Source organism: Pantoea sp. B9002, from assembly GCF_013385945.1.
In the GTDB taxonomy this organism is placed as follows: Bacteria; Pseudomonadota; Gammaproteobacteria; order Enterobacterales; family Enterobacteriaceae; genus Pantoea.
Genome location: NZ_JACAPA010000017.1, coordinates 56,321 through 71,408, shown reverse-complemented (window position 1 = coordinate 71,408; position 15,088 = coordinate 56,321). Strand labels below are relative to the sequence as shown.

16 protein-coding genes are annotated in these 15,088 nt (G+C 54.3%); 5 read left to right on the top strand and 11 right to left on the bottom strand.

Going from position 1 to position 15,088, the window contains the following annotated elements:
- Positions 1–13: 13 nt before the first annotated feature.
- The 3 genes from cho to HX773_RS11350 all read right to left on the bottom strand — a co-directional run bounded on the left by cho (position 14) and on the right by HX773_RS11350 (position 3,163).
- Complete coding sequence (gene cho / locus HX773_RS11360) at positions 14–874, bottom strand: excinuclease Cho (protein ID WP_176971573.1); 861 nt, start codon at positions 872–874, stop codon at positions 14–16.
- Between the two features lie 153 nt (positions 875–1,027).
- Positions 1,028–1,855: an ammonia-dependent NAD(+) synthetase gene (gene nadE, locus HX773_RS11355; RefSeq protein WP_008102906.1), complete on the bottom strand. Its 828-nt coding sequence runs from the start codon at positions 1,853–1,855 to the stop codon at positions 1,028–1,030.
- Between the two features lie 117 nt (positions 1,856–1,972).
- On the bottom strand, positions 1,973–3,163 hold the full coding sequence (locus HX773_RS11350) for a multidrug effflux MFS transporter (protein ID WP_176971572.1): 1,191 nt from the start codon (positions 3,161–3,163) through the stop codon (positions 1,973–1,975).
- A 192-nt stretch (positions 3,164–3,355) separates the two neighbouring features.
- Here HX773_RS11350 and osmE point away from each other — a divergent pair, with 192 nt between their 5' ends.
- Entirely contained in the window at positions 3,356–3,691 is a 336-nt protein-coding gene (osmE, locus tag HX773_RS11345) for an osmotically-inducible lipoprotein OsmE (protein ID WP_007892614.1), read from the top strand.
- Positions 3,692–3,746: 55 nt separating this feature from the next.
- On the opposite strand, the gene HX773_RS11340 is transcribed toward osmE, so the two are convergent.
- The 6 genes from HX773_RS11340 to hxpB form a co-directional block, all read right to left on the bottom strand.
- The gene (locus HX773_RS11340; protein ID WP_064741014.1) at positions 3,747–4,130 is read right to left on the bottom strand and encodes a DUF6515 family protein; all 384 of its coding nucleotides are present in this window, start codon (positions 4,128–4,130) and stop codon (positions 3,747–3,749) included.
- 381 nt (positions 4,131–4,511) lie between these two features.
- Positions 4,512–5,903 (bottom strand): L-cystine transporter, encoded by a 1,392-nt coding sequence (locus tag HX773_RS11335; RefSeq protein ID WP_176971571.1) that lies wholly within the window; start codon positions 5,901–5,903, stop codon positions 4,512–4,514.
- Between the two features lie 153 nt (positions 5,904–6,056).
- Positions 6,057–6,647, bottom strand: a complete 591-nt coding sequence (locus HX773_RS11330; RefSeq protein ID WP_154152509.1) for a metal-dependent hydrolase — start codon at positions 6,645–6,647, stop codon at positions 6,057–6,059.
- A gap of 140 nt (positions 6,648–6,787) precedes the next feature.
- On the bottom strand, positions 6,788–7,549 hold the full coding sequence (gene kduD, locus HX773_RS11325; protein WP_176971570.1) for a 2-dehydro-3-deoxy-D-gluconate 5-dehydrogenase KduD: 762 nt from the start codon (positions 7,547–7,549) through the stop codon (positions 6,788–6,790).
- Positions 7,550–7,562: 13 nt separating this feature from the next.
- Positions 7,563–8,399 carry a 5-dehydro-4-deoxy-D-glucuronate isomerase gene (gene kduI, locus HX773_RS11320; protein WP_176971569.1) on the bottom strand — a complete coding sequence of 279 codons (837 nt, stop codon included), beginning with the start codon at positions 8,397–8,399 and terminating at the stop codon, positions 7,563–7,565.
- A 157-nt stretch (positions 8,400–8,556) separates the two neighbouring features.
- Positions 8,557–9,225, bottom strand: a complete 669-nt coding sequence (gene hxpB, locus HX773_RS11315; RefSeq protein ID WP_176971568.1) for a hexitol phosphatase HxpB — start codon at positions 9,223–9,225, stop codon at positions 8,557–8,559.
- Between the two features lie 142 nt (positions 9,226–9,367).
- Between hxpB and HX773_RS11310 the strand changes: the two genes are divergently transcribed.
- Positions 9,368–9,904 carry a YniB family protein gene (locus HX773_RS11310; protein WP_110866012.1) on the top strand — a complete coding sequence of 179 codons (537 nt, stop codon included), beginning with the start codon at positions 9,368–9,370 and terminating at the stop codon, positions 9,902–9,904.
- Positions 9,905–9,908: 4 nt separating this feature from the next.
- Here the strand turns inward: HX773_RS11310 and HX773_RS11305 are convergent, their stop codons facing one another.
- Entirely contained in the window at positions 9,909–10,802 is an 894-nt protein-coding gene (locus tag HX773_RS11305) for a fructosamine kinase family protein (RefSeq protein ID WP_176971567.1), read from the bottom strand.
- A gap of 89 nt (positions 10,803–10,891) precedes the next feature.
- Complete coding sequence (ghoS, locus tag HX773_RS11300) at positions 10,892–11,182, bottom strand: type V toxin-antitoxin system endoribonuclease antitoxin GhoS (protein WP_176971566.1); 291 nt, start codon at positions 11,180–11,182, stop codon at positions 10,892–10,894.
- A gap of 331 nt (positions 11,183–11,513) precedes the next feature.
- Between ghoS and HX773_RS11295 the strand changes: the two genes are divergently transcribed.
- The 3 genes from HX773_RS11295 (at position 11,514) to infC (ending at position 15,006) form a co-directional block, all read left to right on the top strand.
- Entirely contained in the window at positions 11,514–12,275 is a 762-nt protein-coding gene (locus tag HX773_RS11295; protein WP_176971565.1) for a YdiY family protein, read from the top strand.
- A 246-nt stretch (positions 12,276–12,521) separates the two neighbouring features.
- Entirely contained in the window at positions 12,522–14,459 is a 1,938-nt protein-coding gene (gene thrS / locus HX773_RS11290) for a threonine--tRNA ligase (RefSeq protein ID WP_007892653.1), read from the top strand.
- Positions 14,455–15,006, top strand: a complete 552-nt coding sequence (gene infC / locus HX773_RS11285; protein WP_036647992.1) for a translation initiation factor IF-3 — start codon at positions 14,455–14,457, stop codon at positions 15,004–15,006. Before thrS ends, infC begins: the two co-directional genes overlap by 5 nt.
- Positions 15,007–15,088: the final 82 nt, after the last annotated feature.

Below are 15,088 nucleotides of genomic sequence, written 5' to 3'. Positions count from 1 at the left end.
GGCGGTTTTGTTTTTACAGCTCAATCAGCGGGAACACGCCAGAAAGCAGCGGACGGCAGAGGATTTTATAGCCGTCATGATCGAAGCCGTGCGAGGCGCGCTGCAGCTGGCGCGCTTCGGCTTCGCTGCTGACCGATCCCAGCCAGAACCAGTGATCGATCACATGGATTTGCGTAATCTCTGTGCCCGTTTCCACCATGCCAACCGGGCCTTGCCACGGCCAGCACTGGATGCGCATCTGCTCTAATGCCGCATGCAAGCGCTGCTGATGCTCAGCAACCGATTCGTTGCCGCAGCAGGCACCGGCGCAGCGTTTTAGTGCGGCGCGAAAACAGCCGCGTCCCGGGCGCAATGACTCCAGCCCAAGCAAGCCGTGGCATAGGCGCTGCTCATCGGCGATGGCTTTTAGCTTCTCTAGCGCGGCAAAGCGACTGCGAAACAAGCCATAAAGATTGGGCGAGCGGGAGAAGTCGAGATCCTTTGCATACACCACCTGCGGCGCACCGTCTCCGAGCTGCAGAGAACAGAGCTGGCGGTTCTTACGCAGGCGCTTGTTAAACAGCGGCTGTTGCGTTTTGATCATCTGCGCTTCCAGCAGCTGCGCGCCGACGTCGCCAGCGGTGGGGATCCAGGTGACGCGCCGCGCCTGACGCAGCATTTTGGCTTCATCCGGCGCACGGAAATGCGCCATCACCCGACTGCGCAGGTTGACGCTTTTGCCGATATACAGCGGCAGATTTTCGCTTTCACCGTGAAAGGTATAGACGCCCGGCTGGTTGGGTAAACCTTCCAGCCACTGACGTAAATGTTCGGGATATTGATAGATAGCTGCCGCATCGAAATCGAGGCGATGGCTGGCTGCACGTCTGACCAAAGCACACTCCAATTACTGGTTGTCCATCCAGTGTATCAAACTGTGCTTTTTCTCGCCACTTCAGGTTGTGATTTGCATCGGTCGCCATGAATGGCGACCCTACGGTGATTTGGCGGGACGCATTTATGCGCACCTGCTTAACTTACAGGCAAATTACGGTTTCCAGAAGTCGTCGAACACGGTGATCGGCGGGCGGCGTTTGTGCTCGGTTTTCAGATACCAGCCTTCGATGGTTTTCGCCGCGGCGGCATCGATGGTTTTGCCTTCCAGATAGGCATCGATTTGCTGATAAGTCACACCGAGCGCCACTTCATCCTGCAAGCCGGGACGATCATCTTCCAAATCGGCGGTGGGATGCTTGAGATAGAGGTGCTCCGGGCAGCCCAGCGTTTTCAGCAGTTGTTTGCCCTGGCCTTTGTGCAGACGGAAGATGGGATTGATGTCGCTGCCGCCGTCACCGTACTTGGTGAAGAATCCGGTGATCGCTTCTGCCGCATGGTCAGTACCGACCACCACGCCTTTGGTCATGCCGGCGATGCTGTACTGTGCTTTCATGCGCTCGCGCGCTTTTTCATTGCCGCGCACGAAATCCGACACCGTGATACCCGCGTCTTTCAACGCACGTTCGCTGGCCAGAATCGCTTCTTTGATGTTCACCACCAGCGTGCGGTCCGGCTGGATAAACGCCAGCGCATCCTGACAATCCTGCTCATCGGCCTGCACGCCATACGGCAAGCGCACGGCGATAAAGGTGTAATCGTTATCGCCGCTCTCTTCACGCAGTTCGCGAATCGCGGTTTGCGACAAAATGCCGGTCAGCGTTGAATCCTGGCCGCCGCTGATGCCGAGCACCAGCGTTTTCAAAAAGGGATGGGCTTTCAGGTAAGACTTCAAAAAATCAACGCTGACGCGGATCTCCTGCTGCGGGTCGATAACCGGTTTTACACCAAGGGCTTCAATGATTTCCTGTTGCAATGACATGAACCTCTCCTCAAGTCAGTAGCCTGACGGCACAATGCGAATCATCTGCTAAAGCTAACGCCTCTCCCCACAAACAACAAGCCGCACGGCTGGTTGTTCAGGTTATTTGCTGGCAAATCAGACGTTTTTTGCCTTCTGCACCAGCAGATTGAACGACACAATCGCCAGCATAAAGCAGCCAAAGATGGTGCCAGTCATGCTCGCCACCGAGGTGCCACCCAGGCCGGTGATCGGCACGCTGATGGCACCAAAGGTGAACATGCCGACGCCAATCACCGCCGAGGCGCTGCCCGCGCGCTGGCCCTGGCTTTGCATCGCTAGCGAAGAGGCGGTGGTGGCGATCACGCCGTTGCTGGCAATGGTGAAGAACAGCGCGACCAGCAGAATGGGCAGCGCAGCGCCGGTAAGTCCCGCCAGTAGCAAACAGCTCGACGCAACAAACGCCAGCGTCAGGCCACCTTTCAGTACGCGGTATTCACCCCATAGCGGACAGAGGCGCGCACTGGTTTGTGATGCAATAATCAGGCCGAGCCCGTTGGCAGCGAAGCAGAAGCTGAAGGCTTGCGGCGTCAGGCCATACAGCTGTTGCAGCACAAACGGCGAGGCACCGATGTAGGCAAACATGCCGGACATCATAAAACCTTGCGTCAGGCAGAAGCCCATAAACTGCCGATGCGTGACGACCTGGCCGAGCGCCGCCCAGGCGGAAAAAATCGAGCCCTGACTGCGGCGCTCTGGCGGTAAGGTTTCATGCAATTTCCAGCGGGCAAGGAAGATCAGCACGACGGCGATGCAGCCGAGCACCACGAAAATGCCGCGCCAGTTGAGCACCGTCATCAAGGCGCCGCCCAGCACCGGCGCACCAATCGGCGCTAAACCGTTGACCAGCATCAGCAGTGCAAAGAAACGCGTCAGTTCATGGCCGCTATACATATCACGGGCAATCGCACGCGACAGCACCGCGCCGCCGGCGCCCGCCAGGCCTTCAAACAGACGCGCCACCAGCAGCGAGTTGATATCTTTTGCCAGCGCACAGCCAATCGAGGCAATAAACAGCAGCACCAGCGATAACAGCAGCGGACGGAGGCGACCAAACTTGTCGCTCATTGGCCCAAACAGCAACTGACCCGCGCCTAAACCCAGTAAGCCAGCGGTGAGGCTCAACTGCGCCGTGGCGGTTTCGGTGTGCAGATCGCGCGCCAGTTCTGGCAGTGCCGGCAGGTAAAGATCGATACAAAGTGGCCCGAGCGCAGCGAGCAGGCCCAGCGTGATGGCATAAACCAGCCGATTAGAAGGTGCAGGTGTCATTAATCCTCTGTCTTTATTCATTGCTATAGGTATTTTTTCGCGGGTGATTATACGAACCGTCGCGCATCAACACAGCATTTTTACCAAATCCTAACGCTTCGGAATTTGGCTAAATTTATCCCATAAAGTTGATAAATCTGGGTTTATGTTCCAGGCTTACTCCACATGGACAAAAAAACGAGGAACAACAACATGAATAAAGTGATGGGATGTATCGCTGCCGCTATGACGCTGGCAGCCCTGTCTGGTTGTACGACTTATGACAAAGCTGAAAGCTACGTAACCAAGCCGGTCGTGAAGGATGTGAAGAAAGGCATGACGCGCGATCAGGTTCGCCAGATTGCCGGCCCAGCTTCTACTGAAATCACTATGGTTCACGCCCGCGGTACTTGCCAGACTTACGTGATTGGCGAGCGCGACGGTAAACCGCAGACTTACTTCGTGAGCTATAACGATACCGGTCGCGTGATGAACTACGGTTTCCAGAGCTGTAAAGACTACGATACCGATCCGCAAGCGGCTCAGTAATCGCAGCAGAATAAGAAACGGCCCGTCATTGACGGGCCGTTTTTCGTTGTGGCGTTTATAAACCGTAAGGGCGCGGCACTTCGATATACTCGCCGCCGATCTCGCGCTGGTAGTAGTGACCTTCCTGCACGTAATAGCGCTTGCCGTTGAAATCCAGCACGCGCATACCGCCGCCCGGCGGGGCTTCAGGCGGCTGCACCACCACATATGTGTCGCCCTGGCGCTGATAGTAGTTGCCGTTCAGCATGTAATAAGTCAGGCCGCCCAGCAAAACTGCGGTTGCCGCTTCTGGCAAGAAACGCAGCGGGCCGGGACCGCCCCAATGTGGACCGCCACCCCAATGCGGGCCTGGACCGGGGCCCCAACCGCCGGGATGGGCGAAACTGATGGCTGGTGTCAATAAGGTTAACGCCAGCACCGAGGCGATAACTGTTTTCATCGGTGATTCTCCTGCTGTGATTAACAGCAGAATTGGCCTTCCTGAGCGAAAACTCAAGCGAAAAGCGGCTGATTTTTCCTCTGTTTACCATGCTTAACGCTTTCCTGACGCTAGCGCCATGATTGGGTGGAATTGGGGAGGAAAGCGGGGGGGAAGGTCGCCATGAATGGCGTAATGCCGATCAGTTAAGCGCCGTATCAAATCACCGCACCTTCCGTAGCGGCGCGATTTATCGCGCAATGAATTGCGCCGCTACAATGTATGCTCTCGGTTATGAGGGGATTCATGTCTTAACTGACGAGCATTACGTCATAAATGGCGACCCTACAGGCATAAAAAAACGGCAGACCTTGCGATCTGCCGTTATTGGAACTCATTAATTTAGCGGTGTGCCAGTTCGGCGTGCTCGTCGCTCTCCAGCACTTTCTTATCGGTCAATCCGAGCCAGCGGCTGGTGAGTGAACCGGCGGTCATTGAACCATTTACGTTGAGTGCGGTACGGCCCATATCGATCAGCGGTTCGATGGAGATCAGCAGCGCGACCAATGTCACCGGCAGGCCCATCGCCGGCAGCACAATCAGCGCGGCGAAGGTAGCACCGCCGCCAACGCCAGCTACACCGGCAGAACTCAGCGTCACGATACCCACCAGCGTCGCAATCCACATTGGATCAAACGGATTGATGCCCACGGTTGGCGCAACCATCACCGCCAGCATGGTGGGATAGAGACCGGCACAGCCGTTCTGACCGATGGTGGCACCAAACGATGCTGAGAAGCTGGCGATCGATTCCGGCACGCCCAGGCGACGCGTTTGGGTTTCCACGTTCAGTGGAATACTGGCCGCGCTGGAGCGGCTGGTGAAGGCGAAGGTAATTACCGGCCACACTTTACGGAAGAAGCGCATTGGGTTGATACCGTTAACCGACAGCAGCAGCGCGTGCACGGCAAACATGATCGCCAGACCGAGATAAGAGGCCACCACGAAGCCACCCAGCTTGATGATGTCCTGCAGGTTGGAACCGGCCACCACTTTGGTCATCAGCGCCAGCACACCGTACGGCGTCAGCTTCATGATTAAACGTACCAGCTTCATCACCCAGGATTGCAGGGTATCGATCGCCACCAGTACGCGCTCGCCTTTTACCTTGTCATCTTTTAGCAGTTGCAGCGCCGCCACGCCGAGGAAGGCGGCGAAAATCACTACGCTGATGATCGAGGTTGGATTGGCGCCCGCCAGATCGGCAAACGGGTTTTTCGGAATGAAGGAGAGCAGCAGCTGCGGCGTGCTGAGATCAGCCACTTTGCCCACGTAGTTGCTCTGAATCGCGCTCAGACGTGCGGTTTCCTGCGCACCTTGCACCAGACCTTCAGCGCTCAGGCCAAACAGGCCGGTCACCAGCACGCCGACCAGCGCGGAGATTGCGGTGGTAAACAGCAGCACGCCAATGGTCAGCACGCTGATTTTACCCAGCGATGAGGCATTGTGCAGACGCGCGACCGCGCTCAGGATCGAGGCGAACACCAGCGGCATCACGATCATCTGCAACAGTTGCACGTAGCCGTTACCGACAATGTTGAACCAGCCAATCGACGCTTTCACGGTTGGGCTGTTTTCGCCATAGATGGTTTGCAGCGCCAGACCAAAGGCCACACCGAGAACCAAACCGGTCAGCACGCGCTTAGACAGGCTCCAGCTTTGGTTGCCAATGCGATTCAGCAGAATCAGCAGCGCAATAAACGCCACGATATTAATGATTAGGGGAAAATCCATGCTCAACTCCAGAGTGTGACGCGCCATCGTCTTGGGATGGCACGAAAAACAGTAAGTCCCCGTTAGGGAATATTTGGAATGTTATCAGTTCAGCGTGGGGCGGGCTTATACCCAAAAAGAATGTTTTATAACTTTATCGCTTGATTCGACCGGTTATTGACCGTTTTGACCATTAACCAACCGACCGACGCCATTTTGTAGCGTATTAAACAGTTGTTCCGGCCAGCCGTTGGCACCAAAAGAGGGCATGCCGGGCGGAAACCACAACGCATAACCGACCAGCGCCAGGCAAAGTGCTCGTTCCAGCTGGTTACCTTTCTGACTATTCAGGATCGGCAAGCGGAAGCGCCAGCGGCACGGCCACAGCAGCGGCACGCCGGCGGGTGTTAGCATATCGGCGACAATATGGCTGAGATAGCCGAGCGTCATGCCTTGCAGCACATCGGCGGGAAGAAACCAGTCGGCGGGCACATTGATCTGGAATAGCCACAAACTTACCGCCACCGCCAGCAAACTGTGGGTAAAACCGCGATGACCAAAGGCGCGGGCGATGGGATGCGACAGCCACCTTAAGCGCTGGCCTAACACGGATTTAGGGTGATCGATATCGGGCAGCAGGCAGGTTAACAGCGCAGCAGGCACTAAATGCCACCAGTCGGCGCTGGCCAGGACTGGCGTCAGCTCCGCGCGCTTGGCAAAAATGGCGCTGGCAATGGCAAAAATGATATGGCCTTCGGCCGTCATGATGAAACCTGGCTGCATAAAACTGTCGATGCATCCAGTATAGGGATTTATCCAGTGAATGAGAATGGTGACGCTGTAACGAAGCGTTAATATTTTTCACTTTCCCGCGTCACAATGACGCGGGAAAAGAACGGGTTAGCTTAGCGCGCTAACCATCCGCCATCGACGGCCAATGTATAGCCTTGTACATAATCGGAGGCGCTGGAGGCGAGGAACACGATCGGGCCCATCATGTCGTCCGGAATGCCCCAGCGACCCGATGGAATGCGGCCTAAAATCTCTTCGTTGCGTGACTCATCGCTGCGCAGCTGTTCCGTGTTATTGGTGGCCATGTAGCCCGGCGCAATGGCGTTAACGTTGATGCCGTGCTTCGCCCATTCGTTGGCCATCAAGCGGGTTAACCCCATCACCGCGCTTTTTGACGCGGTATAAGAAGGCACGCGAATGCCGCCCTGGAACGACAGCATCGAGGCGATATTGATGATCTTGCCGCCATTGCCTTGCGCGATAAACTGCCGCGCAACCTGCTGTGACAGGAAGAACAGGCTTTTGCTGTTGATGTTCATCACATCATCCCAATCCTGCTCGCTGAAGTTGAGCGCATCCTCGCGGCGAATGATGCCGGCGTTATTCACCAGAATGTCGATGCGACCGGCATGCGCCACCGCCTGTTCAACAATTTGCGGCACGATGGACGGTTTGGTCAGATCGGCCTGTATCGACCAAAAACGGCGGCCTAACGCCTCCACTTTGGCCTGCGTATCGTCCGGTCCGGCGCGATTGACGCCAATAATGTCACATCCTGCCTGCGCCAGACCCAGCGCCATGCCTTGTCCTAAACCGGTATTGCAGCCGGTGACCAGCGCGATTTTGCCTTCAAGATTAAATGCGTTGAGAATCATGATTCGCTCCTTGTTAGCGCAGCGCGCTGATGTTGACGTGGTCCATGTCATCAAATACCTGGTTTTCGCCCACCATGCCCCAGATAAAGGTATAGCGTTGCGTTCCCACGCCCGCGTGAATCGACCAGCTCGGTGAAATCACCGCCTGCTCGTTATGTACCAATAGATGACGCGTCTCCTGCGGCTGGCCCATCATGTGGAACACGGCGCTGTCGTCGGCCATATCGAAGTAGAAATAGACTTCCATGCGGCGTTCGTGGGTGTGACACGGCATGGTGTTCCACAAGTTGCCGTCATCGAGGCGGGTTAATCCCATGGTTAACTGGCAGGTTGGCAACACGTCGGGCACGATGAATTTGTTGATGGTGCGGCGGTTCGAGGTGGCGGCATCGCCGAGCGTGGCTTTCACTGCTTCGTCGAGGGTGATTTTTTTGTCCGGATAATGGGTGTGTGCCGGCGCACTGTTGTAGTAAAACTTCGCTGGGCGGCTGGCATCGCTACTGCGGAAAATCACGCTCTGCGCGCCTTGTCCGACATACAACGCTTCCTGCTGACCGATCTCCCAGGTTTTGCCATCCACTTCAATCAGTCCCGGCCCACCGATGTTGATCACGCCGAGCTCGCGGCGTTCGAGGAAGTAACTGACGCCCAGTTGCTTACCCACTTCATGGCCGATGGTCACCGATTTCTGCACCGGCATCACGCCACCGATAATGATGCGATCGATATGGCTGTAAGTGAGGGTGTAATTATCGGGGTCGAAAATCTTGTCGATCAGAAACTCACGGCGTAAACCGTCAGTGTCCAGGGTTTTGGCATGCTCGCTATGAATGCTTTGACGAATGTCCATCTCAGGCCTCTCAAGAGTCAAAGGAAGTGGTCCCGATGCGGGTCTTTGGGCATCTTAGGCAGGATGGGATGTGAATTCAATAAAAATGAAACAATGTTTTATTTATTTGTGTGCGCGATCAAGTTGCATAAAAAAGCCCGCGATAAGCGGGCTGCGGTTAACCGTGCAGATGTTCGGGTTTGAGCTGGGTTAAATCATCAAGAATCACATTGGCTAGCGCCCAACTCGCATCATCGCGATGGTCGGCCGCCGGCACCACAATCGAGCGCATGCGTGCGGCTTTAGTGGCAATCATGCCGTTAAATGAATCTTCCAGCGTGACGCAGTTAAGCGGATCGATGCCCAGTTTGGCTGCGGCGTCGAGATAAACCTGCGGGTGCGGTTTGCTGTACGGCAGCGCTTCCGCAGACGCCAGCACATCAAAGTATTTGCGCAGGTCAAACATCTCCAGCACGCGCTCCAGCATGTGCAGCGGTGAGGCGGAGGCGAGGCCGATTTTTAAACCTTGCTGCTGGCACAGTTGCAGCGCCTGCTCCACGCCAGGCAGCAGCGGACGCGTCTCTTCTACCAGCGCCAGCGCGCGGGCGATGATGCGTTGCGTCACTTCCTGCTGATCCGGGCCGCTCCACGGCAGCGCTTCAAACCACATGCGCACGGTTTGATCGATGCGCAGACCCAGCGTATCGGGCAATTCGTGACGACGGGTGATGTCCACGCCAAGGCTGGCGAAAATATCCAGTTCCGCGCGATCCCACAGCGGTTCTGAGTCGATCAACAATCCGTCCATATCAAAGATGGCGGCCAATACAGGACGACGATATGACATACAACTGCTCCCTTAGAAATTTGGCTTACCATAGCACGAGAGCCGGATAAAGCCGACTTGCGGCAGGCCACGCATTTTTCAGGAAAAATTGCAGTAGTGCAGGTAGACTTAGGCAAAACTATTTTTGGTTCAGGGAGACACCATGACTTACCAACAGGCTGGCCGCATCGCCATCCTTAAGCGAGTGGCTGGCTGGGTGATTTTTATACCAGCATTGTTATCCACGATTATTTCGCTGCTGGGCTTTATGTTTAAGCACAGTGAAAAGCAGCCGGGCATTGATGCCGTGATGCTCGATTTTGTGCATGTCATGGTCGACATGGTCAAGTTCAATACGCCGTTCCTCAATGTGTTTTGGCAGAACTCTCCGGTGCCGGAATTCAACGGCGGCGCGAATATCGGCTTTTGGCTGATCTACATCCTGATTTTTGTCGGCATTGCGCTGCAGGCTTCGGGTGCGCGCATGTGGCGTCAGTCGCGGCATATTAAAGAGGGCATTGAAGATCAGCTGATCATGGAACAGGCGAAAGGCAGTGAAGGGCGCACGCGAGCGCAGCTGGAAGAGAAAATCCACATCCCGCGTCACACCATTTTCTTGCAGATTTTCCCGCTCTATATCCTGCCGATCATTATCGCTATCGCGGGCTACTTTGTGCTGAAGCTGCTCGGCATGCTGTAAAGCGTCAGGCCGGTCTGGCCTGACGTTCTCCCAATACATCTTCATCTAACAACTGGCCGATGGCGAACTGTGCTTCGCCCGTCCAGTTGCCACCGAAAACATTGGCGCGATTGAGTAAGTAATAGAGCTGATAGACCGGCTGACGCTGCGAGAATCCGTCTTCCAGTGGCCAAACCGCATGGTAGCCATCATAGATCTGGCGCGGTAAATCGGCGTAGTAACTCAGCATCGCCAGATCGCATTCGCGGTCGCCCCAATAGCAAGCGGGATCGAACAGCCACGGACCGGTTGCGCTGCCAGCGCAGTTGGCGGGCCACAAATCGCCGTGTAATAAAGAAGGTTGCGGATGGTGGTTGGCTAACGTGCGCTGCACACAATCGACAATCAATTCGGTATCGCCATAATGCACGCCTTTTTCCGTGGCCAGTTGCAGCTGCCAGCCGATGCGCTGCTCAGCGAAGAACACCGACCAGCGGCGTAACCAGCTATTCGGCTGAGGTGAGGTGGTGATGTTGTTGTCGAAATCGAGACCAAATTGCGGTTGCTCGCTCCATTGGTGCAGATGCGCTAACTGCTGACCGAGCTGGAAAGCACTCTGTGCGGTAAAGGGTTGAGGCGGAATATACTCCAGCAGCAGGAAGCTGGTATCACGATCGTTGCCGACGCCATACACTTTCGGTACGCGAACGGTTTGCGTGCGCGCCAGCAGGTCGAGTTGATCGGCTTCCCAGCTGAACAAGGTGAGCATGTCGCGGGTGTTACATTTGACGAACACATCTAACTCCCCATAGCGGATGCGCCAGGCGGGATGGACATCGCCACCGGGAAGTTCCTGACGGTCGGTGATTTCAGCATCACCGGCGTACTCGCTTAACAGACGACTAATGGCTGACCACATCGGGTAATCCTCTTTGTTCGCTGCGTAAGTTCGATTGTAACGCGCAAAACCTGAGCAAACCTGGCGTCGATGCCGTTTTTTGCACTGCGTCAGGATTGTTGTTTCAGAAATGCCTCTAGCGTGATGACGGTGACTTCAGGTTTATGATCGAGCGCGATTTGGGCATATCCCGCGGCTTGCTCCGCCACTTCATGCTCCTCTAACGCGCTGACAATGCCGAAGCTATTGGTGCCCAGCTCATGCGGATGACCTTCATCATCGCTTAACGTGGTGCTGTATCCGCCATTGATCATGGCGCTGTTAACTGACTGCAAGTCACCGAGTCCATTTTCCTGATACTTTAACGTGACAATGTAACGTTTGACATCGTGGTCACTCATTATTCACCTCATTGTTATCGAACAGATTTCAGCGTAGACCAGCGGGCAGGATAGAGCGAATTTTAGGCAGTCTATCAGTAGAATTGGCAGGTAAAGCCGTGTCAAAAAAGTTCAGAAAATTCTTGTAGCCTTTGGGCTGCTATTTGAGTAATTGCCCCCTATAATGCGCAGCGAAAATGGGAAAAGTCCCATTAAAAGAGCGGTCCAGCGACTTTCCTGGCTTTTTTTTCGGGTACATACTTTTTTACAAAACTTACGGTAAATTGCATTGATTGGCCGGAGAAACGCTTCAGACTCTTCGTTTTTTAAACTGTCGTACGGGTTACTTTTAATGAAAGCCTTTAACAAGCTGTCCGCTGTTTTATTGCTCTCTGCTGGAGCATTTTGTCACCAGGCATTTGCAGATAACGCCGTTTTTACCTCCATGGATGACCCTTCAACGGCGAAAAAACCGTTTGAAGGCAGTGCGTCAGCGGGTTACCTGGCTCAAACCGGTAACACCACCAGTTCTTCGCTGAGTGCGTCTACCAATATGACGTGGTATCAAACCAATACCGCATTGAGTCTGTGGGGCAACGCCGCAAACAACTCCTCAAACGATGAGCGTTCATCTGAGACTTACAACATCGGTGGCCGTAGCCGTTATAACCTCAACAGCGCCGATTACCTGTTTGGTCAGGCGAGCTGGTTGAGCGACCGTTTCAACGGTTATGACTCACGCGATGTGCTGACCGCCGGTTACGGTCGTCAGCTCCTCAACGGTCCCGTTCACTCACTGCGTGCTGAAGTCGGTCCGGGTGTGCGTTACGACGATTTCCATGATGGCGGCCATGAAACCAAAGCATTGGGTTATGGTGCAGTGAGCTATCAATGGCAGCTGACAGATACCACCAAATTTATCCAGGGTGTTTCAGTGCTGAGCAGCTTCGGTGAAGACACTACGCTGAACTCAGAAACCGCGCTGCAGGTGGCCATCAATGCCCACTTCGCGCTGAAGCTGGGCTACAACGTGACCTGGAACAACAATCCGCCAGAATCTGCGCCGGATCGTACCGATACTAAAACCACGATCCAGCTCTCATACTCAATGTAAGCGAGACGGATGTGAATCACCGCTGCCAGGCCTGTGCCTCGCAGCGGTTTTTTTTATTTCTCTTTAGCTTAGCGAATCTCTGCACGGGTTTTGATCGGCGGCGAAAGCTGCTATTATCATCGCCGCTTTACATTCCTGGCGTCATTCCGACAACGTGGGTCTGACATCACGCCGGGTTACACACTACGAAACTCATTTTTGCATGTAGGCTTTCGTGTGGCTTACCACTGCAATTAAGGATATGAAATGCCAGTAATTACTCTTCCTGATGGCAGCCAGCGCAGCTTTGACCGTCCGGTCAGCGTGATGGATATTGCGTTGGATATTGGACCGGGTTTGGCGAAAGCCTGTATCGCGGGTCGCGTGAATGGCGAGTTGGTTGATGCGGTTGATCCGATCACCGAAGACGCTCAGGTCGCGATTATTACCGCTAAAGACGACGCCGGTTTAGAAATCATTCGTCACTCTTGCGCGCACCTGTTAGGGCATGCGATTAAGCAGCTGTGGCCAAACACCAAGATGGCTATCGGCCCGGTGATTGATAACGGTTTCTATTATGACGTTGACCTGGAACATACCTTAACCCAGGAAGATCTTGAGCTGCTGGAAAAGCGTATGCACCAGCTGGCTGAAAGCAATTACGATGTGGTGAAGAAAAAGGTGAGCTGGCAGGAAGCACGTGACGTGTTTGCTGAGCGTGGCGAAAGCTACAAAACCACCATTCTTGACGAGAACATCAGCCACGACGATCGTCCTGGCCTGTATCACCATGAAGAATACATCGACATGTGCCGCGGTCCGCACGTGCCGAATATGCGTTTCTGCCATCACTTCAAACTGCAGAAAATCTCCGGGGCTTACTGGCGCGGCAACAGCGATAACAAAATGCTGCAGCGTATTTACGGTACGGCCTGGGCGGATAAAAAGCAGCTGGCTGCCTATCTGCAGCGTCTGGAAGAAGCGGCGAAGCGCGATCACCGTAAAATCGGTAAGCAGCTTGATCTCTACCACATGCAGGAAGAAGCACCGGGCATGGTGTTCTGGCACAATGACGGCTGGACCATCTTCCGCGAGCTGGAAGTGTTTGTGCGTACCAAGCTGAAAGAGTACGACTATCAGGAAGTGAAAGGTCCGTTCATGATGGACCGTGTGCTGTGGGAGAAAACCGGGCACTGGGAGAACTATAAAGAAGCGATGTTCACCACTTCTTCAGAGAACCGTGAATATTGCATCAAGCCGATGAACTGCCCAGGCCACGTTCAGATCTTTAATCAGGGTCTGAAATCCTACCGCGACCTGCCGCTGCGTATGGCAGAGTTTGGTAGCTGCCATCGTAACGAGCCATCAGGTGCCTTGCATGGTCTGATGCGCGTGCGCGGCTTTACCCAGGATGATGCTCACGTCTTCTGTACCGAAGATCAGGTACGTGATGAGGTGAACAGCTGTATCCGCATGGTATACGACATGTACAGCACCTTCGGTTTTGAAAAAATCGTGGTGAAACTGTCGACCCGTCCGGAAAAACGTATCGGTACCGACGAAATGTGGGATCGTGCGGAAGTGGATTTGGCAGAAGCGCTGAAAGAGAATGACATTCCATTCGAATATCAGCCGGGAGAAGGTGCCTTCTACGGCCCTAAAATTGAGTTTACCCTGTACGATTGTCTCGACCGCGCCTGGCAGTGTGGTACCGTTCAGCTAGACTTCTCCCTGCCGAAGCGTCTGGACGCGACTTTTGTCGGTGAAAACAACGACCGCCAGACACCGGTAATGATCCACCGCGCAATTCTCGGTTCAATGGAGCGCTTTATCGGCATCCTGACCGAAGAGTTCGCTGGATTCTTCCCGAGTTGGTTGGCGCCGGTGCAGGCTGTGGTGATGAATATCACCGACAGTCAGTCAGAATACGTCAGTGAATTGACGAAGAAATTGCAGAATGCTGGCATTCGTGTCAAAGCAGACTTGAGAAACGAGAAGATAGGCTTTAAAATCCGCGAGCACACATTACGTCGCGTCCCTTATATGCTGGTTTGCGGTGACAAAGAGGTGGAAGCAGGCAAAGTTGCCGTGCGCACCCGCCGTGGTAAAGACCTTGGGAGCATGGACGTAGATGTGTTTGTTGAGAAGCTGCAACAAGAGATTCGCAGCCGACATCTTCACCAATTAGAGGAAACAGGTTATTAAAGGCGGAAAACGAGTACAACCAACACGTCCGAACCGTATCAACGGCGAAATCCGTGCCACCGAAGTGCGCTTATCTGGCGTAGACGGCGAGCAACTTGGCATTGTCACCCTGCGTGAAGCCATTGAGAAAGCTGAAGAAGCCGGCGTAGATTTAGTTGAAATCAGCCCGAACGCCGAACCGCCGGTTTGCCGTATCATGGATTACGGCAAGTTCCTTTATGAAAAAAGCAAGTCTTCTAAGGAACAGAAGAAGAAGCAGAAAGTTATCCAGGTTAAGGAAATCAAATTCCGTCCTGGTACCGATGATGGCGACTATCAGGTCAAACTACGCAACCTGATTCGCTTTCTGGAAGAGGGCGATAAAGCCAAAATCACGCTGCGTTTCCGCGGTCGTGAGATGGCGCACCAGCAGATCGGTATGGAAGTGCTTAACCGCGTCCGTAAAGATCTGTGTGAAGACATGGATCTGGCGATTGTCGAATCCTTCCCTTCGAAGATCGAAGGTCGTCAGATGATCATGGTGCTCGCTCCTAAGAAGAAACAGTAGGCCTTCAAGTAATAGAACCGCGCAGCGCTTGCGTTGTGCGGATTTTTATTCGCCTATCTGATTCATTTTATTAACAATGCGA

Bases quoted from the DNA above. Each gene is read 5' to 3' on its own strand.
- nadE (WP_008102906.1), bottom strand. From the start codon at position 1,855: ATGTCATTGCAACAGGAAATCATTGAAGCCCTTGGTGTAAAACCGGTT.
- HX773_RS11350 (WP_176971572.1), bottom strand. From the start codon at position 3,163: ATGACACCTGCACCTTCTAATCGGCTGGTTTATGCCATCACGCTGGGC.
- osmE (WP_007892614.1), top strand. From the start codon at position 3,356: ATGAATAAAGTGATGGGATGTATCGCTGCCGCTATGACGCTGGCAGCC.
- HX773_RS11340 (WP_064741014.1), bottom strand. From the start codon at position 4,130: ATGAAAACAGTTATCGCCTCGGTGCTGGCGTTAACCTTATTGACACCA.
- HX773_RS11335 (WP_176971571.1), bottom strand. From the start codon at position 5,903: ATGGATTTTCCCCTAATCATTAATATCGTGGCGTTTATTGCGCTGCTG.
- HX773_RS11330 (WP_154152509.1), bottom strand. From the start codon at position 6,647: ATGACGGCCGAAGGCCATATCATTTTTGCCATTGCCAGCGCCATTTTT.
- kduD (WP_176971570.1), bottom strand. From the start codon at position 7,549: ATGATTCTCAACGCATTTAATCTTGAAGGCAAAATCGCGCTGGTCACC.
- kduI (WP_176971569.1), bottom strand. From the start codon at position 8,399: ATGGACATTCGTCAAAGCATTCATAGCGAGCATGCCAAAACCCTGGAC.
- hxpB (WP_176971568.1), bottom strand. From the start codon at position 9,225: ATGTCATATCGTCGTCCTGTATTGGCCGCCATCTTTGATATGGACGGA.
- HX773_RS11310 (WP_110866012.1), top strand. From the start codon at position 9,368: ATGACTTACCAACAGGCTGGCCGCATCGCCATCCTTAAGCGAGTGGCT.
- HX773_RS11305 (WP_176971567.1), bottom strand. From the start codon at position 10,802: ATGTGGTCAGCCATTAGTCGTCTGTTAAGCGAGTACGCCGGTGATGCT.
- ghoS (WP_176971566.1), bottom strand. From the start codon at position 11,182: ATGAGTGACCACGATGTCAAACGTTACATTGTCACGTTAAAGTATCAG.
- HX773_RS11295 (WP_176971565.1), top strand. From the start codon at position 11,514: ATGAAAGCCTTTAACAAGCTGTCCGCTGTTTTATTGCTCTCTGCTGGA.
- thrS (WP_007892653.1), top strand. From the start codon at position 12,522: ATGCCAGTAATTACTCTTCCTGATGGCAGCCAGCGCAGCTTTGACCGT.